General features: G+C 58.3%; 24 protein-coding genes. 16 read left to right on the top strand and 8 right to left on the bottom strand.

Annotation, left to right across the window (positions count from 1 at the left end; translation table 11 throughout):
- Positions 1-70: 70 nt before the first annotated feature.
- Positions 71-526: a Z-ring associated ZapG family protein gene (locus ACNKU7_RS07515; protein WP_418296351.1), complete on the top strand. Its 456-nt coding sequence runs from the start codon at positions 71-73 to the stop codon at positions 524-526.
- A 102-nt stretch (positions 527-628) separates the two neighbouring features.
- Here ACNKU7_RS07515 and sat read toward each other — a convergent pair whose 3' ends face one another.
- Positions 629-1819, bottom strand: a complete 1191-nt coding sequence (gene sat, locus ACNKU7_RS07520) for a sulfate adenylyltransferase (protein ID WP_418296352.1) — start codon at positions 1817-1819, stop codon at positions 629-631.
- Positions 1820-1985: 166 nt separating this feature from the next.
- On the opposite strand from sat, the gene ACNKU7_RS07525 reads away from it, so the two are divergent.
- Positions 1986-3107, top strand: a complete 1122-nt coding sequence (locus tag ACNKU7_RS07525; protein WP_418296353.1) for a S1C family serine protease — start codon at positions 1986-1988, stop codon at positions 3105-3107.
- A 29-nt stretch (positions 3108-3136) separates the two neighbouring features.
- On the top strand, positions 3137-3622 hold the full coding sequence (locus ACNKU7_RS07530; protein ID WP_418296354.1) for a nuclear transport factor 2 family protein: 486 nt from the start codon (positions 3137-3139) through the stop codon (positions 3620-3622).
- A gap of 16 nt (positions 3623-3638) precedes the next feature.
- Here the strand turns inward: ACNKU7_RS07530 and hisD are convergent, their stop codons facing one another.
- From hisD to ACNKU7_RS07555, 5 genes are all read right to left on the bottom strand, one after another.
- Positions 3639-4952, bottom strand: a complete 1314-nt coding sequence (hisD, locus tag ACNKU7_RS07535) for a histidinol dehydrogenase (RefSeq protein ID WP_418296355.1) — start codon at positions 4950-4952, stop codon at positions 3639-3641.
- Between the two features lie 19 nt (positions 4953-4971).
- A complete protein-coding gene (gene hisG, locus ACNKU7_RS07540) occupies positions 4972-5604 on the bottom strand; it encodes an ATP phosphoribosyltransferase (RefSeq protein WP_418296356.1) in 633 nt (210 codons plus the stop codon).
- 154 nt (positions 5605-5758) lie between these two features.
- The gene (gene murA, locus ACNKU7_RS07545; protein WP_418296357.1) at positions 5759-7021 is read right to left on the bottom strand and encodes a UDP-N-acetylglucosamine 1-carboxyvinyltransferase; all 1263 of its coding nucleotides are present in this window, start codon (positions 7019-7021) and stop codon (positions 5759-5761) included.
- A 28-nt stretch (positions 7022-7049) separates the two neighbouring features.
- Positions 7050-7283, bottom strand: a complete 234-nt coding sequence (locus tag ACNKU7_RS07550) for a BolA family protein (RefSeq protein WP_418296358.1) — start codon at positions 7281-7283, stop codon at positions 7050-7052.
- A 96-nt stretch (positions 7284-7379) separates the two neighbouring features.
- The gene (locus ACNKU7_RS07555; protein WP_418296359.1) at positions 7380-7979 is read right to left on the bottom strand and encodes an MlaC/ttg2D family ABC transporter substrate-binding protein; all 600 of its coding nucleotides are present in this window, start codon (positions 7977-7979) and stop codon (positions 7380-7382) included.
- Positions 7980-8111: 132 nt separating this feature from the next.
- On the opposite strand from ACNKU7_RS07555, the gene ACNKU7_RS07560 reads away from it, so the two are divergent.
- The 13 genes from ACNKU7_RS07560 (at position 8112) to yjgA (ending at position 17942) form a co-directional block, all read left to right on the top strand.
- Positions 8112-8408 carry a hypothetical protein gene (locus ACNKU7_RS07560; RefSeq protein WP_418296360.1) on the top strand — a complete coding sequence of 99 codons (297 nt, stop codon included), beginning with the start codon at positions 8112-8114 and terminating at the stop codon, positions 8406-8408.
- Between the two features lie 124 nt (positions 8409-8532).
- Positions 8533-9504 (top strand): KpsF/GutQ family sugar-phosphate isomerase, encoded by a 972-nt coding sequence (locus tag ACNKU7_RS07565; protein ID WP_418296361.1) that lies wholly within the window; start codon positions 8533-8535, stop codon positions 9502-9504.
- An 81-nt stretch (positions 9505-9585) separates the two neighbouring features.
- On the top strand, positions 9586-10116 hold the full coding sequence (locus ACNKU7_RS07570) for a KdsC family phosphatase (RefSeq protein WP_418296485.1): 531 nt from the start codon (positions 9586-9588) through the stop codon (positions 10114-10116).
- Positions 10117-10186: 70 nt separating this feature from the next.
- A complete protein-coding gene (gene lptC, locus ACNKU7_RS07575; RefSeq protein ID WP_418296362.1) occupies positions 10187-10750 on the top strand; it encodes an LPS export ABC transporter periplasmic protein LptC in 564 nt (187 codons plus the stop codon).
- On the top strand, positions 10737-11273 hold the full coding sequence (gene lptA / locus ACNKU7_RS07580) for a lipopolysaccharide transport periplasmic protein LptA (protein WP_418296363.1): 537 nt from the start codon (positions 10737-10739) through the stop codon (positions 11271-11273). The genes lptC and lptA overlap by 14 nt, the downstream gene beginning before the upstream one ends.
- 65 nt (positions 11274-11338) lie before the next feature.
- Entirely contained in the window at positions 11339-12064 is a 726-nt protein-coding gene (gene lptB, locus ACNKU7_RS07585) for an LPS export ABC transporter ATP-binding protein (protein ID WP_418296364.1), read from the top strand.
- 221 nt (positions 12065-12285) lie between these two features.
- Positions 12286-13740 carry an RNA polymerase factor sigma-54 gene (locus ACNKU7_RS07590; protein ID WP_418296365.1) on the top strand — a complete coding sequence of 485 codons (1455 nt, stop codon included), beginning with the start codon at positions 12286-12288 and terminating at the stop codon, positions 13738-13740.
- A 165-nt stretch (positions 13741-13905) separates the two neighbouring features.
- Positions 13906-14196, top strand: coding sequence for a ribosome hibernation-promoting factor, HPF/YfiA family (gene hpf / locus ACNKU7_RS07595; RefSeq protein WP_418296366.1), 291 nt, complete (start codon positions 13906-13908; stop codon positions 14194-14196).
- A gap of 14 nt (positions 14197-14210) precedes the next feature.
- A complete protein-coding gene (ptsN, locus tag ACNKU7_RS07600; protein WP_418296367.1) occupies positions 14211-14672 on the top strand; it encodes a PTS IIA-like nitrogen regulatory protein PtsN in 462 nt (153 codons plus the stop codon).
- 72 nt (positions 14673-14744) lie between these two features.
- Positions 14745-15605: an RNase adapter RapZ gene (rapZ, locus tag ACNKU7_RS07605; protein WP_418296368.1), complete on the top strand. Its 861-nt coding sequence runs from the start codon at positions 14745-14747 to the stop codon at positions 15603-15605.
- A 14-nt stretch (positions 15606-15619) separates the two neighbouring features.
- Positions 15620-15889, top strand: coding sequence for an HPr family phosphocarrier protein (locus ACNKU7_RS07610; protein WP_418296369.1), 270 nt, complete (start codon positions 15620-15622; stop codon positions 15887-15889).
- A gap of 125 nt (positions 15890-16014) precedes the next feature.
- Positions 16015-17382, top strand: coding sequence for a magnesium transporter (gene mgtE, locus ACNKU7_RS07615; RefSeq protein WP_418296370.1), 1368 nt, complete (start codon positions 16015-16017; stop codon positions 17380-17382).
- A gap of 35 nt (positions 17383-17417) precedes the next feature.
- Entirely contained in the window at positions 17418-17942 is a 525-nt protein-coding gene (yjgA, locus tag ACNKU7_RS07620) for a ribosome biogenesis factor YjgA (protein ID WP_418296371.1), read from the top strand.
- Between the two features lie 54 nt (positions 17943-17996).
- On the opposite strand, the gene ACNKU7_RS07625 is transcribed toward yjgA, so the two are convergent.
- On the bottom strand, positions 17997-18836 hold the full coding sequence (locus ACNKU7_RS07625; RefSeq protein WP_418296372.1) for a hypothetical protein: 840 nt from the start codon (positions 18834-18836) through the stop codon (positions 17997-17999).
- 141 nt (positions 18837-18977) lie between these two features.
- Entirely contained in the window at positions 18978-23327 is a 4350-nt protein-coding gene (locus ACNKU7_RS07630) for a YhdP family protein (RefSeq protein ID WP_418296373.1), read from the bottom strand.
- Between the last annotated feature and the right edge of the window lie 48 nt (positions 23328-23375).

Here is a 23375-nt window from a genome sequence, read left to right on the forward strand (position 1 = left end):
GGCTTTTGCGTATAATAAGGTCACCGTCACGGAAGGCCGGTGCCACTATCTATTTGAGGAGGAAGTAATTGTGCACTCTACATCGGTATTGATTCTGGTGGGCGTTTTGGGGCTTGCCGCCGGCGCCCTGCTCGCGTTTCTGGCAACCCGCAACCGCCAGAATGCTGACCGCACGCAGGAACTGGAGCTAAGCCTGAAGGAAGCCAACACCAAACTGGAGGACTTCCAGCAGCAGGTGAATGAGCATTTTGACCAGACAGCCCAACTTGTTCACAACCTCACCCAGAGCTACCGCGAGGTGCACGAGTATCTCGCCAATAGCGCGATTCGCCTGTCCAACCAGGACATTGGCCGCCAGATGCTTGAAGCTGGCAGCGGCGAACTGAGTGACAGCCATGAAAACCTGAGCGTACTGCCACCCAGAGATTGGGCGCCCAAAGCGCCCGGAGAAAAAGGGACGCTGTCTGAAGAATTCGGCCTGGAAAAGGACCCAATCGCACCGCGCGAAGAGGTCGCAAGCCGCTAGCCACCCGGCAAGGCGGCCGGATTCAGAAAAGATCCAAAAAAAAGCGGGGCCTCAGGGCCCCGCTTTTTTTTCACCCGAACCCGGGCATGCAACCCAAGCTTGTTACAGGCTCTGGTAGTAATCCATCAGAATCTGCGCAACTTCCGGGCGCGAGAATTCCGGAGGCGGCGCAATGCCATTGCCCAGCATCTCACGAACTTTGGTACCGGAAAGCAGAATAAAGTCGTCTTTAGTGTGATCCGGCACATCGCGCATCATCACCACTTTATTCAATTTCTTCGAGTAGGCGGTGTGATCCGCACGGAAAATCTCGATCTCCAGAGCACCGGCCGGCACCTTCTCGTCGAAGATGGTCTGCGCATCAAAAGCACCGTAGTAATCGCCAACGCCTGCGTGGTCACGGCCAACAATCAGGTGGCTGCAGCCACAGTTCTGACGGAACAGGGCGTGGAGAACGGCCTCCCGCGGGCCGGCATACAGCATGTCGAAGCCATAGCCAGTCACCATTACGGTGTTCTTCGGGAAGTACTCTTCAACCATTTTGCGAATGGCTGCATCACGCACTGGCGCCGGAATGTCGCCAGCTTTCAGTTTACCCAGCAGCATATGAATAAGGACGCCATCCGCCCCAACCGCATCCAGAGCCATTTTGCAAAGCTCTTCGTGTGCGCGGTGCATCGGGTTGCGCGTCTGGAAGGCAACAACTTTGCTCCAGCCATGCTCGGCAAACTCATTGCGGATCTCTACCGCAGTACGGAAAGTGTCCGGGAAGTCAGCCTGGAAGTAGCTGAAGTTGAGCACCTCAATAGAACCAGAAATTACGTGGCGGCCTGCCGCTTTGAACGTAGCCACGCCCGGGTGGTTATCATCCAGAGTGCCGTAAACCTGCTCTACGATGGTGCTCATCTGTGCATCGCTGAATGTCTCGATTGCCTCGACATCCATCACTGCGAGCACAGGGTTGCCCTCAACGTTAGGGTCACGCAAAGCGATACGCTTGGCGCCCTCAATAGCGGATACATCTTCCACCATGTTCACAACCGGAACCGGCCAGAACAGGCCGTCGGTGGTGTGCAGGGATTCCGCAACACTCACTGCGTCGGCCACATTCATATAGCCTTGCAGCGGGTTGAAGTAGCCCGCCCCCAGCATCACCGCGTTGGCGGCGGCCGCGGAGCTGACCACAATTGAAGGCAGGGATTCTGCCTCGTGAATCAGTTGATGATGCCGCTCGCTGTCGTAGACAAAGCGGGGCTGCAGTTCTTCACTGCCGTGCGGGCGTACCAGAGACATGTGCAACTCCTGAAAACTCGTTCAGTCCATTTGGAATAGAAAGGCGCACATTATACGGATAATGCCCGTCGCACCAAGCGTCATGCAGTTGACCCTTTAGACTCCTTGTTAAGGACTCTATTCCCGAAAGGCGTATAATGACCCCAAATCGGGAAAGGAGTATCTGGTGTCATTACAACGCTTCCTGCACGACTGGGCCATACCAGGTGCCATCGGGCTTATTGTCGCAGCAGGCCTGCTATTGGCAGTACCGCAATTGCGCGGCCCACAGCACTCCTCGCCCCCCTCCAGTGAACTGCAGGGCCCCGTGTCTTACGCGCGAGCCGTGAACTCCGCGGCTCCTGCCGTCGTAAACATCTATACGCGCAAGCAGGATCCGCTTTCCAATCACCCCCTGTCCAACCACCCGCTTTTCCGCCGCTACCAGAAAGAGCGCAACCAGCCGAGCCTGGGTTCCGGGGTCATCGTGGATACAAAGGGCTATATCCTCACCAATTACCACGTCACCGCAGGTGCGGAAGAAATTGCCGTAGTACTTGCGGACGGCAGGGAGGCCCAGGCCACCCCGGTCGGTTCCGACGCCAATTTTGACCTGGCCGTGCTGAAGATTGACCTGCCGAACCTTACCGCGATTGAGGTGGGTGACCCGGAAAGAGCCCAGGTAGGCGATGTAGTACTCGCCATCGGCAATCCATTTGGTGTGGGACAGTCGGTCACCCAGGGCATTATTAGCGCAACCGGCCGGGACATCAGCAATACCCGCGAAGGCAGTTACCCGCAGAGCTTTCTGCAAACCGACGCAGCCATTAACCCCGGTAATTCTGGCGGCGCTCTGGTCGATGCCTATGGCAAACTACTGGGCATAAACACCACAGTGGTTGAAGGGCGCGACTATACCGGCGGTATCAGCTTCGCCATCCCCGCCAATATCGCACTGAAAGTGATGCGGGACATCATTGAGTACGGTCGCGTTGTGCCCGGCTGGCTCGGGATCGAGGCTCGCACGGTAAACCCAAATCTGGCGCGCGCATTTCACCTGCCCTCCACCAACGGGGTCATTGTTACCGCCATTTACAACAACGGTCCCGCTCACCTGGCGGGACTGCAGCCGGGTGACGTCATCACCCATATCAACGGCGACCCGATCAATGACGGCGAACATGGCATTGCGGCCATGGCGACCCTTCGCCCCGGGGAAACCGTAACGATTACCTACATCCGCAGCAGTCAGGTGCACAACACCGAGGCGACGGTTTCCGAGCAGCCCCGCCCTCGAGAGAAAACCTGAAGCAGACACAAGCGAAGGGATTGAATGCCATGCAACACTGGATTTCGCGAAAGTACATCGCCTGCCTTCTCGTGCTCTCAGCATGGAGCACTGCCGCATACAGCGACGACCAGGCAGATCTGCAGCTATTGCTCAATGGTTTCCTGGACGGTGCCGCCGACGTTGAGGTACACCAGCGTTTCTGGTCAAGCGACCTGGTCTACACCAGCTCCACAGGCAAGCGGTTCGGGAAAAAGGAAATCATCGAGGGCATGCTTGCGACACAGGCTGAACCGGAGGTTGGTACAGGCACTGACACCGCAGCCGTAAAGTACCATGCGGAGAATACGGATATTCGCCTTTACGGGGATTTCGCCGTGGTGGCGTTTGAGCTGGTCGCAACAGAGAGCAACCAAAGCGATACTTCCAACACCTCCAAGTCGCGGTATTTCAACACCGGAACTTTCAGCAAGCGCAGTGGCGAGTGGCAGGCAGTAGCCTGGCAGGCGACAAAAATTCCGTCACCTGCCGACTGAATCTCAGGGAAATGGCTCAGGCTTTTTCTGTTACGCGGTATTCTGCTGATCGCGCGTGAGCTTCAAGCCCCTCACCTTTCGCCAGTATCGATGCGACTGAACCAAGAGTATCGGCGCCCTGCTGGGAGCAGTAGATAATCGAACTCCGCTTCTGGAAGTCATAAACACCCAACGGAGACGAAAAACGCGCAGTACCACTCGTCGGAAGTACGTGGTTTGGTCCAGCGCAGTAATCACCGAGCGCCTCCGCCGTATGGCGCCCAAGAAAGATAGCCCCCGCATGGCGGATGCTCGGCAGGTACTGCTCTGGGTTATCCACAGAAACCTCCAGGTGCTCGGGCGCAATGCGATTGGCCACTTCGATCGCCTGTTCAATATCCGCGACCTGAATCAGGGCTCCCCGATCCTGCAGAGATTGGCGAGCAATAGCCTCTCGCGGCAGGTCCGCCAGTAACTTCCCGAGCGACGCCTCGACAGCATCCAGGTAATCGGCACTCGGACACAGCAACACCGACTGCGCCTGCTCGTCATGCTCCGCCTGGGACAGGAGATCCATCGCGATCCAGTCGGGATCCGTTTTCCCATCACAAATGACAAGGATTTCGGAAGGCCCGGCAATCATATCGATTGCAACCTGCCCAAATACGGCGCGCTTGGCGGTAGCCACGTAAATATTGCCGGGGCCCACAATCTTGTCCACCCGCGGAATGGTCTCAGTGCCATAGGCCAGGGCGGCGACTGCCTGCGCGCCACCCACGGTATAGACCTGATCCACGCCCGCAATCGCCGCTGCGGCCAGCACCAGGTCGCTCAGCAGGCCGTCGGGAGCAGGCACCACCATTGCCACCAGATCAACCCCGGCGACTTTTGCCGGGATCGCATTCATCAGCACTGATGAGGGATAGCTGGCCTTACCACCGGGCACGTATATACCCACTCGCTCCATCGGGGTGACCTGCTGCCCCAGAACAGTGCCATCCGCCTCGGAGTATCGCCACGATTCCTGCACCTGGTGCTCGTGGTAGCTACGGACACGTGCCGCCGCGGTCTCCAGAGCCACCCGACTCTCAGGGGAAATGCGCTCCAGGGCCTGTTTCAACTCATCCGCACCCAGACAAAATTCTCCTGCTGCCTGCAGGTTCCGGCGATCAAAGCGGTTCGTATATTCAATCAGCGCAGCATCGCCCCGGCTTCTGACCTGCGACAGGATCTCAGTTACCGCGGTTGCCACCTGGGCATCGGATACCGACTCCCAGGCCAACAGCTTGCCCAGCTCCGCTTCAAACCCCGGCTTACTGGCGTCGAGACGACGAATGGAAACTGTATTCATGACTCTTCCCCCGTGAAAACTAAACGCGTGCTTTGACTGCCGCCGCCAACTGCTCGATCAATTCGTTGATCGGGCCATACTTCATTTTCATGGAGGCCTTGTTCACGATCAGACGACTGCTGATATCCGCAATTTTTTCCCGGGCTTCCAGGCCATTGGCCTTGAGCGTATTACCGGTATCGACAATATCCACAATCTCATCTGCGAGATCCATCAGCGGAGCCAGTTCCATTGCGCCATACAGCTTGATGATATCGGCCTGGCGCCCCTGTGCCGCATAGTAGCGCTTTGCCGAACGCACAAACTTGGTCGCCACCTTGATCCGGCCACGGGGCAGCTCCGCCCCGCGGATACCGGCAGTCATCAGACGACAGCGGGCAATACCCAGGTCAAGAGGCTCATAGATATTGCTATCGTCGTGCTCGAGAAGGTTGTCTTTGCCTGCAACTCCCATATCCGCAGCACCATGCTGCACATAGGTTGGGACATCAGAGCCACGCAGAATCAACAGGCGGACATGTTCTTGATTGGTCGGGAATATCAGTTTGCGGCTTTTGGCGATATCTTCCAGGGGCTCGAGACCGGCCGCCGCCAGAAGCGGCAATGTCTCCTTGAGGATTCTCCCCTTGGTCAGAGCAATGGTGATCTGCATGGCAACTACTATTGTTTAGTTGAAGCGGCTATCCCGCCGCTTTTTATAGGGTGTTCCATACCGGGAGAATGGGCAGGCAGTCCTCCCGGTACCAGAAAACGGCTCAGTTTCTTTGACAATGCATGCGGCGATTACACTCGCAGCGCTAGATTACTTATCCTGGGACGCGGTGAATACTGGCACCGATCTGGCGCAGCTTCTCTTCGATACATTCGTAGCCGCGGTCGATGTGATAGATCCGGTCGACGATGGTAGTTCCTTCGGCCACCATACCGGCAATCACCAGCCCGGCCGAAGCGCGCAAATCCGACGCCATGACCGGTGCTCCCTTCAACCGCTCCACGCCGGAAACAATCGCAGTATTACCTTCGAGAACGATATTCGCCCCCATGCGGTTAAGCTCATGCACCTGAATCAGGCGGTTTTCAAAAATGGTTTCAACAACCGTGCCTTTACCCTCTGCAACCGCATTCATGGCCATGAACTGAGACTGCATATCGGTCGGAAACGCAGGATAGGGCGCTGTGCGGAAGCTCACGGCTTTGGGCCGGTTGCCCTTCATGTCGAGCTCGATCCAGCCATCACCAATACTCAGGTGTGCCCCCGCTTCCTCGAACTTGGCAAGCACCGCATCGAGTATGTCGGCACGGGTGTGCGTCAACCGCACTTTGCCCCGCGCCGCTGCAGCCGCAGCCAGGAAGGTACCGGTCTCAATCCGATCCGGCATGACGGAGTAGCTGCACGGCAGCAGGCGATCTACACCGTGTACCCGAATGGTATCGGTGCCCGCACCCTCGATTTGCGCACCCATGGCAATCAGGAAATCCGCCAGGTCGACAATTTCCGGCTCCCGGGCAGCGTTGTGCAATACCGTAGTACCTTCAGCCAGGGCGGCGGCCATCAGAAGGTTCTCGGTTCCACCGACGGTGACCTTCTCCATCACGATATTGGCGCCTTTCAGGCGACCGTTACTGCGCGCGCGAATAAACCCCTCGTCGATGGTAATTTCCGCACCCATCGCCTCAAGGCCTTTCAGGTGGATATCTACCGGTCGGCTACCAATTGCGCAGCCGCCCGGGAATGAAACATTGGCAACACCGTGGCGGGCCAGCAAAGGACCCAGCACCAGAATCGACGCGCGCATGGTTTTCACCAGCTCGTAGGGCGCGGTGAGCTCGTTGACCGAACGCGGGTCGATTTCAACCCCGAGCTTTTCGTCAATCGTGATCTCGGTGCCCATGCAGCGCAGCAGCGTGATCATGGTGGTGATATCGTTCAGGTGCGGCAGGTTGTGAATCTGAACCGGCCCGTCGGCCAGGAGCGTGGCCGCCAGAATCGGCAACGCGGAATTTTTGGCTCCGGAAATCTTCAATGTTCCGGAAATGGGGCTACCCCCTTCGATAATCAGCTTATCCATTCAATCTGATGTCCAGTTGTGGCAGCGATCACTGACCTGCTTCTTCGGGGGTGAGGGTCTTCATCTGCACGGCGTGCAGAGTACCGTCAGCGATTTTGTCGGAGAGTGCTCCGTAAACCAGCTGCTGTTTTTTCAGGCGGCTCAGCCCGGCAAAGGCTTCGCTCACCACGGTCAGCAAGAGGTGGCTGCCCTCAAAGGCGACTTCGACCTGACTGCCGGGAATCTCCCCTTCAATGAGGGCTTTGATTTGATCTGGTTGCATAGGCGGGAATTTGGTTCGATTTGAAAATAGCGCGCAAGTGTACTGGATTCACCGCGCAGGCGCAGCCACGCATAATGCGCGTGGCTGCGCCGGGGATTAGTTCGCGCTGTCGGCGACCTTGTCTGCCGCAGACCAGTTGGCGATGACTTTATCGATATCGCCACCATTTGCCTGCATGGCCTGGGAGAATTGACCGCGGAAGGTTTTGCCGAGGTTTACCCCGTTGAGGATCACATTGATCAATTTCCACTGACCGCTGCGATTGCGCACCAGGGTGTAGGAAACCTTGGTCAGGCCCTCATTACTGCGGACTTCCTGCAGCACGTTGACACGGTTGCCACTGGGAGCGGATCCCGGATTAACCACTTTGACATCAAGATCGCCAAAAGTCGCAACACCGCGGGCAAATGTCGCCACCAGGTCGCGACGGAAGGCACTGACAAACTTGGCCCGCTGGGCAGGTGTCGCTTCCTTGGCATAACGGCCCATCACGCCCCGCGCAATGAAATCAAAGTCCACTACAGGCTCCAGCACCTTGTCTACGGATCCGTAGTAGCGCTGGGGGTTCGAGTTCAGATACTGACCGTTGGCACGAATCACCCCCAGGAGTTCATTGGAGACCCCCTCGATCATCGAGTAGGGATTCTGATTCGCGCTCGCTACGGGCGCCCAGAAGGCGATTAAACATGCCGCCATCAGCCATCTGATTGAACTGAATACGGTGGATTTGACAGGCAAAGTGAGTACGCTCACAAAATATCTCCCATTGGCAATTCGTCCATTGGATACGCACAACACAAAAAAGTGTCACGGCGACGCCGAAATATCATGCTGACGGTTAAAATTGATCGCCGGTGCGATCCTTCTGACCCGATAGCTGACAATGGCGGCGGCAAACTATACCATGGCGGCGCTCCGGACAAGCGGGATCCCAATCTCAATACCGCGACCTCACCTGAAAGCGCGCCACGAATGCGAGCGCGCCGCAGGCAGAGACCACCTGAGCAGGCTATTCAATCGCTGCCCGCCAGAGTCGCCGGTGCCTGTATCCCGAGCAAACCGGTACTGCGGGAGGATCAACGGCTGGCCGAGCAGGTCGTCGCCTCTAAACCCGCAACAGTATAGAAAGATTAGCATGTCATCCGGACACGTGAATTAGAGGCATGCCACCTCTTCCGATATAAGTGAGCAGTGCCAACAGGGTTTCTACACTGTTGGCAATCCGGAACCCCACGAATTGAGCTATCCAATGGGTAAAGATCTGATATTGCAGGCCGGTCGCAGAACCGTTGCCATGGAAACCGCAGCAGTCGCGGCTTTGGAAGCCCGTATCGACGACAGCTTCCTCAGGGCGTGCGAACTGATTCTCGCCTGCCAGGGGCGCGTGATCGTCTCTGGCATGGGGAAATCCGGCCATATAGGGCGCAAAATTGCCGCCACGCTCGCCAGTACCGGCACGCCAAGCTTCTTCGTGCACCCCGGGGAAGCGAGCCATGGCGACCTGGGCATGATCACGCGGCAGGATCTCGTCATCACCATATCCAATTCGGGCAGCTCGGCGGAAGTACTCACCCTCCTCCCCCTGCTCAAACGGCTCGGGATCCCGATGATCAGCATGACCGGCAAGCCTGACTCGCCGCTGGCCCAGTCCGCCGACGTCAACCTAGACATCGCCGTCGATACTGAGGCTTGCCCGCTTAACCTGGCTCCAACCTCATCCACCACCGTAACCCTCGTAATGGGGGACGCGCTGGCGGTCGCACTGCTTGAGGCCCGGGGCTTCACCGCCGAGGATTTCGCGTTCTCCCACCCCGGTGGTGCGCTCGGTAGACAGCTGCTACTGAAGGTAGAGGATGTCATGCACGCCGGAGACGAACTGCCACAAGTCGCCCCGGACACCCTGCTGTCAAAGGCACTGCTGGAGATGACCAGCAAAGGGTTCGGTATGACCACCGTCGTCGGAGCAAAGGGTGAACTCATGGGCGTATTCACCGATGGCGACCTGCGCCGGGTGATCGACCAGAAAGTCGAACTCGACAAGGCGACGATGGAACAGGTCATGAGTCGCCGACCGAAAACAGTCAGCGCGGAGACGCTCGCGGCCGAAGCCCTCCGCATCATGGAAGACAACAAGATTACCGCCCTGGTCGTGGAAGACCCGGAGCACCATCCGGTTGGGCTTCTCCATATGCACGATATCTTGCGCGCGGGTGTCATCTGAACCACCCGATCACCGAGCGAAAGTCGCAATAAACTAAACAACACCGAAACCCGTGAGTTACACAGGAGTCTCAGCGTGAGCCTGGAAGAAAAAATTCAACGAAAGCTGGCACAGGTTCGCTATCTGGTTCTTGATGTCGACGGTGTTCTGACCGACGGAAAGCTCTATTTCGACAACCATGGCAATGAGCTCAAAACGTTCCACACCCTGGATGGCCACGGCATAAAGATGCTGCAGAAGTCCGGTGTTGGCGTTGCGATCATTACCGGCAGACGCAGTAGTGTGGTGGAAAAGCGCGCACACGACCTGGGTATCACCCGCTTGATCCAGGGACGTGAAGACAAATACATGGCATTCCAGGAATTGTTTGCTGAAGAGAATGTAGACCTGGAAAGTGTCGCCTACGTTGGTGACGACTACCCAGACCTGCAGCTGATGACCCGGGTGGGATGCCCCATTGCCGTCCCCAATGCGGCGCCACCGGTTCTGGAGCGCGCCCTGTGGGTTACCAGCAAGCAGGGAGGGGAAGGTGCCGTGCGCGAGGTCTGCGACCGGATCATGCAGGCCCAGGGTACATTCGACTCAGCCCTGGCGCCCTACCTGGCAAAATAGTCTACCGCCAGCTAACCCGACACCTAGTACCGACTAAGATACCTTGCACTTTATAAGGAAGTGATCGCACATGCGCACCTGGCTGCCACTCGTCATCGTGGTTACCCTCATATCGCTCGGACTCTGGTTCGCAGAGAGCCCACCTGAGCAGCTGCTTGGGAAAACGCCGACTCCGCAGCAGCAAAACAAGGCCGCGGACCTGGTGATTCGGGATGCCCGGACCCGGCACTATAGCGCAGAGGGCACCCTCGCCTATCAGGTTGACGCCAAGCGTATCACGTTCTTCCAGTTTGAACGCCGGGATCGTGCAGACCTGACCGAGCCGCGAATGATTTTCTACCAGGGCAAAGACTCCAAGTGGCGCACCGAGTCCCGCTCGGGCGTCGCCTTCAACAACGGTCAGCGAGTGGTATTAACCGGCGATGTCACCGTAACCGAGCTACCACAACCGGGCATTGCGCTGCGCACCGAAAAAATCGTGCTCAAACCCCGTGAAGAATTCGCCGAAACCGACAAAGTTGTTACCATTACCGACGGCGCCAACCGAACCACCGGCAAGGGCATGCGCGCCGATCTCAAACAGGACAAAGTAGAGATACTGTCTGATGTGGAAAGCAGTTATGAACCCCGCTGATTTGATAAGAACCGCCTTTACAGCTCTGATCGCCGGTCTGCTGCTCAGCACTCAGGCACTGGCACTGCCAAACGACCGCGAGCAGCCCATCAAGGTTTCTGCAGACAAGCTGGAAGCCAATCGCAGTAAAAACATCACCGTCTACAGCGGCAATGTGGTCATCTCCCAGGGTTCCCTGCAAATTCGCGCAAACCGGGTAGAGGTCTTTGGCAACGCCCAGGGTGAGATTGAAAAAGTGGTGGCAACCGGAAGCCCGGCACACTTCCAGCAGCAGGTGGAAGCCAATACCAACCCGGTAAAGGCGCGCGCCAAGCGCATTGAGTTCCTGGTCGGCAATGATGCCCTGCAACTGACCGGAGCCGCGGATATTGACCGCGACGGCAATACATTGTCTGCCGAGCGCATTGACTACGACCTGAAAAGCGAGCAAATGAAGGCCCAGGGCCGCTCCGACAAAGAGCGTGTGGAAATGATCTGGAAGCCGGAAAGCAAGCCCGCGGACAACGCGGACAATGGGCAATAGCCCCGCCACCAGCAGCGCAAGAATAATCCAGGCTTTCCCCAGCCGACTGAATTTCGGAAGTGACTATGCCGACGCTCAAAGCGTTACACCTCGCCAAGCAATACAAGAAGCGCAAAGTCGTCCAGGACGTATCTGTCAGTGTCAGCAGCGGCCAGGTCGTCGGCCTGCTGGGACCGAATGGCGCAGGCAAAACCACCTGCTTTTACATGATTGCCGGCCTGGTGCAGGCCGATGCGGGCCAGGTGCTCATCGATGACGAAGATATCACCGGCCTGTCGATGCACGGCCGTGCGCGCAAGGGGATCGGCTACCTGCCGCAGGAAGCGTCGGTTTTCCGGCGCCTGACGGTAAAGGACAACATCCTCGCCATCCTCGAAACCCGCAAAGACCTGAATCGGGCACAGCGCCATGAGCAACTGGAAGCCCTGCTGAACGAGTTCAACATCCAGCACATCCGGGACAGTCTCGGCATGGCCCTCTCCGGCGGAGAGCGGCGCCGGGTGGAGATAGCGCGGGCCCTGGCGACGAACCCGGCGTTTGTCCTGCTCGACGAGCCTTTTGCCGGCGTCGACCCGATATCCGTCAACGATATCAAGCAGATCATTCGCCACCTGCGAGACCGGGGTATCGGCGTTCTTATCACCGATCACAACGTTCGCGAAACCCTCGATATCTGTGAAATCTCCTACATCGTCAGCGAGGGGCACATCATCGCCTCCGGGGCACCGGATGAGATCCTTGCCAACAACCAAGTGCGCGACGTCTATTTGGGACACGAGTTCACAATTTAGGGCTATTGAGGGCTGCCCATCCCCCCAAGAAGCAGCTTTCACAGACCAGCATCACAAAACTTGTGAAAATCACTGAATACGCCGCTTTTTTCGGCACACTTATTGCTTGTGTTCGCCGTTTTGCCGGGGTAGTCTGCGGAACTTGAGTTTTACGCCACCGCTCCCAGAGCGAGGCTTTCGGCGAATTGATCGCGCCAGAACTTTCTGCGAACACCTATCCGATGAAGCAGTCACTCCAGTTAAAGCTCGGCACGCAGCTAACCATGACGCCTCAGCTGCAACAGGCCATACGCCTGCTGCAACTGTCGACGCTGGACCTGCAACAGGAAATACAGTCGGCACTGGACAGCAATCCGTTACTGGAAACTGACTTTGATGATCACAGTGGTGAAACCCACCAGGATCAGAACACTCCATCCAATCGTGAACAGCCTGACACCAACAGCGAGAGCACGTCCAGCGAACAGGCCGAGGACGATTGGAGCAACAGTATTCCCGAGGATCTCCCGGTCGACACCCGCTGGGACGACATTTACACCAATTCCAGCTATTCCGGTGGCGAATCCGAAGACTTTGCATTCGAACAGCGCAACGCCGCCTCCGAAAGCCTGCAAGATCACCTGCAGTGGCAGCTGAACCTGACTCCGCTGTCTGATGAAGACAAGCGCATCGGCGAAACACTGATCGACGCCATCGCGCCCAACGGGTTCCTCGACAGCAGCCTTGAAGATCTCGCTGAAGGACTCTCCGTGGATGAAGATGAGGTGCTCGCGGTTCTCAAGACCATCCAGCAATTTGAGCCGGTTGGTTGCGGCGCCCGCGACCTGCGGGAAAGCCTGCTGCTGCAACTGCGGCAACTACCGGAACAGACTCCCTGGCTTGCTCAGGCCCTGACCGTGGTCGGCCAGTACCTGGATTTGCTGGGCAAGCGCGACTTTCGCCAGCTGAGCCGTCGCACCCGCCTGAGTGAAGCGCAGCTGGGTGAGGTTATGCGCCTGATCCAGACGCTTACCCCCTATCCCGGAGAGGCATTTGGTGGAGACGAGCCCCAATATGTCATTCCCGACGTAATTGTCAGTCGCAGGGAACAGCGCTGGGTAGTGGAGCTCAATCCCGAAACCACACCAAAGCTGCGGATCAACGACAGCTACGCCGCGCTGATCAAGCGGGCGGACAATTCCAGCCAAAACAACTACCTGCGGGATAACCTGCAGGAAGCCCGCTGGTTCCTGAAAAGCCTGCAGAGCCGCCACGAGACGCTGCTCAAGGTGGCCAGCTGTATCGTGGAAAAACAGCAGGGCTTCTTCGAGCAGGGCCCGGAAGCCATGAAACCCATGGTGCTGGCTCATATTGCCGAAACCATCGGTATGCACGAATCGACCATCTCCCGGGTGACCACGCAAAAATACATGCTTACCCCTCGTGGCGTGTTCGAGCTGAAGTACTTTTTCTCCAGCCATGTGAGCACGGACTCCGGCGAAGACGCCTCTTCCACCGCGATTCGGGCACTGATCCGCAAGCTGATCGATGCAGAAGTGCCCCGCAAGCCCCTGTCCGACAACAAAATCACCCAGGAGCTCGACAAGCAGGGAATTCAGGTCGCCCGCCGCACGGTTGCCAAATACCGGGAATCCATGGGAATTCCCTCCTCCAGTGAAAGAAAGAGACTGGTTTAAAGGCTATAGTCACTATTCAAGCGATTCCAAGCCAGTTTTGAACACTTTCTGGACAACCAACGCCCATACTTTGAGTGTATCCTTCCATTCTGACGCACTTCCTAGTAGGGTTGCCGCCCTGAAAAGGGGGCGGCCCATTGTGTTGAAACCGATGAGGAGAAATCCATGCCGATCAACATCAGTGGCCATCATGTAGACGTTACTCCGGCCATTCGCGACTACTGTCTGAATAAACTGGAAAAACTCTCCCGCCACCATGATCTGATTACCAATACGCAGGTGATACTGTCCGTCGACAAACTCATCCAGAAGGCCGAAGCGCGTGTACACGTGAACGGACGGGATGTATTTGCCGATTCGGAGTCCGAAGACATGTATGCTGCGATAGACTCATTGACCGACAAACTGGACCGACAGCTCCTCAAACATAAAGAGAAGTTACGCAGTCACCGCTAGAACTCCAGCACGCTATGACATTGGAAGCCTTACTTTCTCCCCGCCTGAGTCTTTGCCACCTGGCGGGGAGCAGCAAGAAAAAACTGTTACTGAACATTGCCCAGGCAATCGCGGAACAATACCCCGAGCTCGACTCCGATACCGTATTCAACCAGCTGGTTGCCCGCGAGCGCCTGGGCTCCACCGGCATTGGCGAAGGCGTTGCCATTCCCCATTGCCGCCTGCCGGGCTGCGAACGCCCGATCGGCGTTCTCTGCACGACATCACCCGCGGTGGACTTCGACGCCATCGATCGCCAGCCAGTCGACCTGCTGTTTGCCCTCCTGGTGCCTGAGGACTCGGATCAGGAACATCTCGATACGCTGGCAGAAATCGCTACCCTGTTCAGTGACAGCCGGGTGCGGGACAAGTTGCGCGCAGCCACGTCCAGTGATGATCTATACGCACTGGCCATTAACAGCGCTGCCGCGGCATAATGACGACTACTCAGCCGGCTGAGCCCTGAAAGCTCCCGGCGGTCCACTCAAGCAGCAAGGAGCGCTTGTTTCATGCGTCTGGTTATCATCAGTGGTCGCTCCGGGTCAGGCAAAAGCTCGGCACTGCAACTACTGGAAGATGTCGGTTTCAACTGTATCGACAACCTCCCTGCCAGCCTGCTACCAGAACTGATTCGCAGGGTCGGTGAACACCCTCCTGCGGAGAATACCCAGCTCGCCCTCGGTATTGATGCCCGCAACCTCTGGCACGATGTGCGCCAGGCACCCAAAGTCATCAATGAACTGCGGGATAGCGGCGTGGATTGCGACGTTATCTATCTGGATGCCCGCTCCCCCGTTCTGGTGCAACGGTTCAGTGAAACCCGCCGCAAACATCCACTGAGCGACAGCCGTACCCATTTGCTGGAGGCCCTCAATCGCGAAAAGGAGCTGCTGGCGCCGCTTGCGGCAATGGCAGACCTGGTGATCGACACCAGCAGCCTGAGCCTCCACCAGCTGCGCGACCAGGTCAAATCACGGGTGGTCGGCAAGGATTCCCCTGGCATGGCAATCCTGTTCCAGTCTTTCGGTTTCAAACACGGGGTACCCGTGGACGCCGATCTGGTGTTTGACCTGCGCTGCCTTCCGAACCCCTATTGGATCGCCGAGTTGCGCAACAAGACCGGGCTGGATCCGGAAGTAGCAGAGTTCCTTCGCTCACACACAGAAACAGAAGAAATGCAGCGGGATATCACCCGCTTTCTGGAGCGCTGGCTGCCGTCTTATCAACAGAGCAACCGCAGTTATACCTGTGTAGCCATAGGCTGCACCGGCGGGCGCCACCGCTCTGTGTATATGGTGGAGCAGCTGGCGAAGACTTTTTCCGGCCTGTTCGAAAATATCCAGGTGCGCCACCGGGAACAACAGAAGTAATAAAGATTCAGCACATGCAGAAGAGCCGCATCACCATCATCAACAAACTTGGCCTGCACGCGCGTGCGGCGAGTAAATTCGCGCAAACCTGTGCGCGTTACTCCTCAGAAGTCAAAGTGGTGTGCCAGGGGAAAAGCGTGGATGGCAAGAGTGTCATGGCGCTGATGCTGCTCGCCGCCGGCAAAGGTGTCGAGCTCGAGCTGGAGATCTGTGGCCGCGATGAGGATGCCGCACACGAAGCCATCTGCAGCCTGATCAACGATCGCTTCGGCGAGGGAGAATAGACCTCCGCCCCTCCTGGCGAGTCCCCGCCGCAAATGCTTCCCTGGTTTTTGCCGGGAATATCCGCGCGATAAGTCACCCGCTATAATGCGCCCACGCCGCACCGAGCCACGCTGCAGGAAACCTCGTGCCGAATAACCCGCAATCCGATATCAAGTTTCGCGCCCAGAATCAGCTGGGGGAACTCTATACGGCCCTGGATAGCGGTACCGGGCGCGAAGTGCAGCGCATGCTGCAGACCCTCAGCCCGCAAAGTATCGCCCAGCTGCTGGAAAGCTCGCCGCCGCGTATCCGTCAGGTCTTGTGGAAACTGATCGACCACGAGGTCGAAGGCGAAGTATTACAGGAGCTGACGGACGACGTTCAGGGCCAGATCCTGTCCACGATGGGTACCGCGGAAATGGTAGCGATCATGGAAGGCCTGAACGCCGACGATGTCGCGGATATCCTGCAGCAGTTACCCGACCGCGTGATGGCGGAGGTTCTCTCCGCCATGAGCGAGAGCGATCGCCAGCGGGTCGAGAGTGTCCTCGCCTACGATGAGGAGACCGCCGGGGGCCTGATGGACACGGATACCGTATCCGTGCGTCCCAACCTCACCCTGGATGCGGTACTGCGCTACCTGCGCCGACACGAGCATCTGCCGGAATCCACCGACAACCTGTTTGTGGTCAATCGCCAGGATCAATTTATCGGCCTGCTGCCACTGTCCAAGCTGTTGACGAGCGATCCTTCGGTGACCGTTCGAGAGGTCATGCTGACCGATGTGGAGGCCATTCCCGCGAATCTGCCGGATACGGAAGTCGCCCAACTGTTTGCCAAATACGACTGGATTACGGCACCAGTCGTGGATGACCACAACAGGCTGCTGGGCCGGATTACCATTGATGATGTAGTCGATGTTATCCGGGAGGATGCGGACCACTCCCTGATGAGTCTCGCGGGACTCGACGAGGAGGAAGATACCTTTGCCCCGGTGAAGCGCACCGCACCGCGGCGGGCGGTGTGGCTGGGGATTAACCTGCTGACCGCCCTGCTGGCCTCCTGGGTGATCCACCTGTTTCAGGACACCATCGACAAGGTCGTTGCCCTGGCCGTGCTGATGCCGATTGTTGCCAGCATGGGCGGCGTGGCAGGCAGCCAGACCCTGACTGTGGTGATCCGGGGCATGGCCTTGGGGCAGATCGGCCGCAGCAACCTCAGCTGGCTGCTCTCCAGGGAACTGGGATCAGGCGCACTCAATGCGGTTCTCTGGTCAACGGTAATGGGTGGGATTACCGCGCTCTGGTTTGGTGACTACCGGATTGCGTTGATTATCATAGCGGCTATGGTGATCAACCTGATTACCGCAGCCCTCGCCGGTGCCGTGCTGCCGGTACTTTTGCGAGCGATGCGTATTGACCCTGCCCTGGCCGGCGGGGTGGCCTTGACCACAGTGACAGACGTGGTCGGCTTTTTATCTTTTCTGGGCCTGGCGACCTGGTACTTTGCCTGACGCCGGGCTTAACTCCGTTTCACTTGAGAGACTTCATGCAACATTCTGACGATTTTGATTCCTTCGACGATGACCTGCCCAAGAGCAAAACCCAGGTCAAAAAAGAAATGCACCAGCTTCAGGATCTGGGCAAACAGCTGACGGAAATGAACGCGGCCAAACTCGCGGAAGTGCCAATGGATGCGGATTTGCGTGAAGCCATCGAGACCATGCACCGTATCAAGTCCAATGAGGCCAAGCGTCGCCAGCTGCAGTTCATCGGCAAATTGATGCGCAAGGCGGATACGGAAGCCATCGAAGCCGTGCTGCAAAAGCACAAGGAGCAGGACCACCTGCATCTTAAATTCGATCGCATGGCGGAAGACTGGCGGCAAAGATTACTGGATCAGGGCAAAGAGGCCCAGAGCGCCTTCTTCGACGCTTTCCCGGGCGCCGATCACCAGCAGGTTCGCACTCTGATCCGTGAGTCAGGCAAGGAGATCGCAAACAAGAAGCCGCCCACCAATCAGCGCAAACTGTTTCGCTACCTGCGCGACTTTTTCATGCAGGCGGCGCAGTAGGCCGCTGACCGCCAGACAGTTCAGGGCGTTATCCACGCCCTGAACCACCTAAACTCAATCGGTACTTGTCTCGGCCTGCCACTCGAACAGATTCAGCTCGATAAAGAAGAAGGCAACCAGCCACAGGAAGGCATCCCAGAAGTCGAGGAAGCTGCCGTTGAAGCCCCAGTAAATGGCGCACAGCAGCAATGTGAAATACAGCAGGCCTTTCACTACCTGGGAATAGCGCATCATCGAATCAGACAGCTCGTGGCGCAGCTGCAGCCAGACATCAAAAGCCAGGATGGCAACCACCAGCAGCCAGGCACCGGCATTGATCACATCGACCCAGGCCAACCACTGAATTTCACGCCACACCGCCGCATCGCCCAGCACCTGGGCTTCCGCAAGTCGCAGCAACTGGGAATCAGCCAAAGAACCGCAATTCGCCGCGGTCAGCGCCACATAATCGTCCTGCCCCAGCACGATAGACCAGCCGCCGCTACCGGCAAGATCACACGCGGAAGCGGTCGCCGGCAACAGGTGGGTCAAAGACACCATTTCCGACACGTAGCCATAAAAGGAATACACGATAAACACGTAGCAAACCGCGGAGATCGCGTTCAGCAGCCACTTGGTCGACCCCTTCAGTTTCTCATCCGCAAGTACCCAGGTTTCCAGCTCAAACACCAGCAACAGCAACACCCACGCCAGGGTGTCGATACTGTCGTTATAGGCTTCGATAACTTTATTGAAACTCACACCGTCGGCAAATATAGTCGTCGCCGCCGTGTGGTTCTCGAGGAAAAATGCGTAGACGTTGTACGCGAGAAGACAGTAGACCGCGTACTTGAACAGGCGAAACAACCCGTAACGGGTAACAGAAAATCCGGCCAATGAGACCACCTCAGACATAGGTGACACCCTCAGATAGTGATTATTATCGTGTTGTGAGTGCCGCCAATATCGAACAATTATTCAGTTTTTTCAACCACTGACTGGCCACTTATCCACAGAGGCAGACACCGGTGAAAGCGCAGGCCAGCACCCGATCGCTCACCCCGCACCAACGGGTGCTGCACCGGGCACAAAATCCTTCTCAACCACTGGTAATGGAGCGCCATCGCTATCGGTCCGTGCCGGTAGCCCTGTGGACTCCAAAGGCCGCACCCGCCGCTGCGAGATCTCCGGTTTAGGGCTGTCCTTGAGTGCCTCAGCTTCTTGCTTGCGGCGGGCACTTTCCGCCACCGCACTCTCTCCTTCACGGCCGGCGGCGCCATCATCAAACAGCTTGTCAAAGCGAACTTCAGGATTCGACCACTCACCATCAATCCGATAACTCACGCTGGCGACCCGGTCTACCTGCTTTTTGAACACCTTACTGATCAGGTACACACCGGCGGCAGCCGGCAAGCCTCCCGCGAGCGCTGCCACGAACGCCAGGTTGTTCCCCACCGGCAGCGTCGCCACCAGTGTAAGATTCAGATCCTCCCGCTTGAGGTTGACGCGCCCCGCCATCTGCAGCTCACTGGTCGGCCCCTCAACCTGGATAGGAACCGCGATCAGCAATTCGCCATCGCCCTCAAAATAGACTTCCCCATGCACCCGGTCGAACGTCAGCCCGCTCTGAACCAGATCCGAAAAATCCAGCCGCAGGCGGCGCGCCCAGGTGTCGAAGTTGAACAGTGACAGAAGCCGCAGAAGTGCCGACCCCGCGTTGTCACTGGCGCGCAGAAACCGCCCTTGTTGAATATCGATCCTGATTTCGCCCGCAAGGCTATCGGCCCTGGCCAGAGCCGGTGAGCCGTCCCAGCGCAAAGCGGTATCAAAGGTCGCAGACTGGCTTTCAATGGCCGCCTCCTGCCCCCAAGCCTGCAGCACGCCGCCGAGATCCGTGCTTGTCAGGCGCCCGATAAACTGGGAGGACTCAGTGCCATCGGCGTCCCGCATCCACATCAGCTGTGCCCCGAGACGGCTGTTCCCTTCACCGCGCCCTTCAATTCTGACACCACGCATGGTTCCCTGAATATCGCTGATGACCAGCCTTTCTGGCGACGGACGCAGCTCAAAAGACCAGGGGCCCATCATCTCATCGCCGAGTTGCAGGCTCTCGGTGGCAAAGTCCACGGCGGGCAAACTGGCGAAATCAAATCCTTTCAGGCGATCCAGCACCGGCGCAGCCTCCGCTTCGCCGTCCCCCGCATCACCTGAATTGCCAGCGTCTTTCCCACCGCTACCCGCCGATGCAGGTATTGCCGGCAGGCGCAAGTGCCGGAGGCTGAGCTGCAGAGGGGTGGCCGCATTCATGACACCGGACAGTCCGCCGGCGGCCATTTCACTGTCGAATTCCAGGTGCCAGTCAGCCCCCAACCCCCGGCCGGCAACATGGATGTGCTCGATATGCACGGTTTCAGAGAGCTGTAACCGATCGGTACTCAGATCCAGTGACACCGCCAGCGGTGAAGCCTCGCTCTCACGCTGATCGGCATCCGCCATCACGTCGGCAGCGACGTCCGCCTTGTCGTCGCTGTAAATGGAGAGCACCGATTGCCAGGGCTGGAGCTCAATTACCGACAGGTCACCAATGATGGACACCCCCGGCGCCTTGGGCAGGCGCGCTTCGGCGTTCAGGGCGATGGAGGCCCGCTCAAGCCGGTTGCCTACCTGCCAGAACTGTCCCTGCAAGTGCTCTCCGTAGCTGAGGTGGTAAAGGTTTCCCTGCTCGCCGATCGGCACTCGCAAGACAAAGCGGGATTCCTCTTCCGCCACCTTGCCAAGCGGCGCAGGCAGGTTCACCGCCACGCCTTGCAGGTCTGAATTGATTTCCAGCACAGCGGCGTACGGCACATTTTTTGACTGTGCAGGAATGGTGACCAGCGCCGAATAATCCAGCTCACCATCGAGCCAATCGAGTTCTGGCCGACGGCTCCAGGCGCCAACATCCGCCGTGCGCGCGGTACCATTGACCACAACCTGGGTATCGCGCTCACCATCACTACCCAGGTGCTGAATATGGGCCTGCAACGGCTGGCCCCACAGTGCACCGGACAGCCGGGTGCCCTCGAGGCCGCTGACGCTGTTATAGCGCACCTGTCCTTCCAGGCGATTGAAATCAAGGTTGAGGTTTTTCAGTGCCAGCTGTCCCTGCGACAGGGTCACATCAACCGTCTGCTCCGGGGCAATATTGGCACCGCCGAGCGGCTGAGTGAGTGTTAACTGACCGCGCAAATCACCCTGTAGGGCCCATTGATCGAATGCGCTCCCCAACTGCTCACGCAACGGGGAGTCCTGCAATAGCCGCAGACCATCCGCCGCCGGCCCCGCCAGATCCGCCCTCACATCTAGCCGGGAACCCTGCACCAGCGGTGCAACAGCCACAGTCAGATTGCGGGCTTCAATATTCCACAGCCTGGCACGGCTGGCGGCGACAGACACCTCACCATCATTGATCCCCAGGTGACCATCCACATGTCGCGCAGTGGGCCAGCCCGGGAGATAGTCGAGGGAGCTATCAGAGAAATCGGCCTGTAACTGCACCGTTTGTCGGGCTGGGTGATCGCCCAGTGCCAGCAGATCCGGATCTTCACCGGACTTGTAGCTGTAGCCACGATAAACAAACCCGGCATTGCTGATCCTGCCGGCATTGCGCGTGCCAATACTGCGGTTGAGCCAGTCGCGCAACTCGTCGCTGACAACAACAGGCACCAGATCTCGCTGCTCTTTTACCGCAACGTCTTTCAAGCCAAGGGCCAGCATGAAATCGGCCGGCTTGCTATTGGGCTCCAGGGGGATCTGCAACAGGAACTGACCGGCGATATCGCCCACTTGCGCGCCCATCGACAGCGGCCCCGAATACACGGAAATCCCGTTGTGATCGCGGTCTATCGACCAGGCGACCGTGCCACTGGCGCGGTCAAATGCGAAGGGCTGCTCATACAGCAGGGGAAAATGCGCGCTGAAACCGGCGGAACTGTCCAGTTCCACACGCCCGCCCCGCCCATCGAGCTCCAGGTATCCGTTCACGCCGGTAACGGCCGGTGCGCCGTGGTGAGCACCGGCTGACACATCGTACAGGTTGGCCGCCAGAGTCAATTCGCCATCCGGGCGGCGCGCCAGCCGCACATTGCGCAACTGCCCTTCCGGCTCGAGCGCTTCCAACCATTCGTCGGCCTTCTCCGGCACCAGCTGCAGCACCCGCAACACCTGGTGCCAGGCTTTCAGCTCGATCTGATCCAGCGCCAGTTGCGCACCGATCTGTGTATCACCACCAGCCCGTAAATTGAGCTGTGGTACTTCCAGCTTCTCCCAGTTCAGGCTCAAAGCCTGCAGCACTACGTCCCAGGACTGTCCCGGCCGCCACCGGCCGGAGATCTGGGAAGACATGGATTTAAGGGAGGCCAGGGCATTGGAGACTTCACCGGCTTCCGCAGGCTCGGCCACCGTTTTGAGAACTGGCTCGGCCGCATCATCAACCGTCGCGACGACCGGCGTTCCGCTGTCGGGACTGCGCTCTTCCAGCTGCGACAGGCTCAGCTGCCCCCGCAGGCTATATCCCTGCTCTGCGCCGGATTCCAGCCAGAGGCGACCGCCAGCCAGCTTGCGCCCGCGCCAGTGCAGTTTTTCTGGCAGCGGCGACAGGCGGTAGAGCAGCGCAACCAGGTCGCTATCCGCCACCAGCTGGTTCAACTCGACGTAGCCCCGCAACGTGAAATCGTCACTGCGACGCGGGTTTCCACGCCCCTCCAGCACAAGCCGCAGACTCTCCTCGCCAGTGTGCAGGTTTTCCATGGCCCCGCTCACATACGCTTTCGCGATCAGACGGTGGAAATCGCCACCGTTTTCCAGCAGCAGCTCCGGTAATTCCAGATCAGCCCCCTGGCCATCGGTCAGGGTGAGGCCGATGCGCGCATTGCGTACCAGGACTTTGGGACCCAACTGAAATATTCGCGCAGGATCCCCAATACGCACCCCGCCCGACTCGGCCCCGGCAGACTTGACCGCGCCAGACATCGGGAAGCCGACCACCTGCCAGCCGCCCTCGCGGCGTTGCTGCAAGTGCGCAACAAAATCATCGACTTCGAGGTTTTTCCACACCAGTTCGCGATGCCACAGGCTGGCCAGCAAATCCAGGTGGAACAGGCCGCGCCCCAATTGCATTTCACCGGCGCCGCCAATTTTCAGTCCGTCCACCTGCAGTGCCACTTCCAGCGCCTGCCAGCGCAGAGAGATGCCTTCAATGACGACCGGTGCGCCCAGTTGCTGAGTCAGCCAGCTGCCGATCTCTGGGCTGTACTTGCCCACCTGCGGCGACAGAATACGCCCGGTCTGCACCAGGATCGCAAGTGCGATCACCACACTCACCACCAGCAGCCAGAATTTGCGGGCAAACCAGCGCAACCACAGCATCAGAGTCTGCCTCCGGTGCCGTCGCGCCGCCAGCAACCAGTGCCGGCA

This window comes from Microbulbifer weihaiensis (assembly GCF_048323715.1).
Taxonomy (GTDB): Bacteria; Pseudomonadota; Gammaproteobacteria; order Pseudomonadales; family Cellvibrionaceae; genus Microbulbifer.

Bases quoted from the DNA above. Each gene is read 5' to 3' on its own strand.
- sat (WP_418296352.1), bottom strand. From the start codon at position 1,819: ATGTCTCTGGTACGCCCGCACGGCAGTGAAGAACTGCAGCCCCGCTTT.
- ACNKU7_RS07530 (WP_418296354.1), top strand. From the start codon at position 3,137: ATGCAACACTGGATTTCGCGAAAGTACATCGCCTGCCTTCTCGTGCTC.
- hisD (WP_418296355.1), bottom strand. From the start codon at position 4,952: ATGAATACAGTTTCCATTCGTCGTCTCGACGCCAGTAAGCCGGGGTTT.
- hisG (WP_418296356.1), bottom strand. From the start codon at position 5,604: ATGCAGATCACCATTGCTCTGACCAAGGGGAGAATCCTCAAGGAGACA.
- murA (WP_418296357.1), bottom strand. From the start codon at position 7,021: ATGGATAAGCTGATTATCGAAGGGGGTAGCCCCATTTCCGGAACATTG.
- ACNKU7_RS07550 (WP_418296358.1), bottom strand. From the start codon at position 7,283: ATGCAACCAGATCAAATCAAAGCCCTCATTGAAGGGGAGATTCCCGGC.
- ACNKU7_RS07555 (WP_418296359.1), bottom strand. From the start codon at position 7,979: ATGGCGGCATGTTTAATCGCCTTCTGGGCGCCCGTAGCGAGCGCGAAT.
- ACNKU7_RS07560 (WP_418296360.1), top strand. From the start codon at position 8,112: ATGCTGACGGTTAAAATTGATCGCCGGTGCGATCCTTCTGACCCGATA.
- ACNKU7_RS07565 (WP_418296361.1), top strand. From the start codon at position 8,533: ATGGGTAAAGATCTGATATTGCAGGCCGGTCGCAGAACCGTTGCCATG.
- lptC (WP_418296362.1), top strand. From the start codon at position 10,187: ATGCGCACCTGGCTGCCACTCGTCATCGTGGTTACCCTCATATCGCTC.
- lptA (WP_418296363.1), top strand. From the start codon at position 10,737: ATGAACCCCGCTGATTTGATAAGAACCGCCTTTACAGCTCTGATCGCC.
- lptB (WP_418296364.1), top strand. From the start codon at position 11,339: ATGCCGACGCTCAAAGCGTTACACCTCGCCAAGCAATACAAGAAGCGC.
- ACNKU7_RS07590 (WP_418296365.1), top strand. From the start codon at position 12,286: ATGAAGCAGTCACTCCAGTTAAAGCTCGGCACGCAGCTAACCATGACG.
- hpf (WP_418296366.1), top strand. From the start codon at position 13,906: ATGCCGATCAACATCAGTGGCCATCATGTAGACGTTACTCCGGCCATT.
- ptsN (WP_418296367.1), top strand. From the start codon at position 14,211: ATGACATTGGAAGCCTTACTTTCTCCCCGCCTGAGTCTTTGCCACCTG.
- rapZ (WP_418296368.1), top strand. From the start codon at position 14,745: ATGCGTCTGGTTATCATCAGTGGTCGCTCCGGGTCAGGCAAAAGCTCG.
- ACNKU7_RS07610 (WP_418296369.1), top strand. From the start codon at position 15,620: ATGCAGAAGAGCCGCATCACCATCATCAACAAACTTGGCCTGCACGCG.
- yjgA (WP_418296371.1), top strand. From the start codon at position 17,418: ATGCAACATTCTGACGATTTTGATTCCTTCGACGATGACCTGCCCAAG.
- ACNKU7_RS07625 (WP_418296372.1), bottom strand. From the start codon at position 18,836: ATGTCTGAGGTGGTCTCATTGGCCGGATTTTCTGTTACCCGTTACGGG.
- ACNKU7_RS07630 (WP_418296373.1), bottom strand. From the start codon at position 23,327: ATGCTGTGGTTGCGCTGGTTTGCCCGCAAATTCTGGCTGCTGGTGGTG.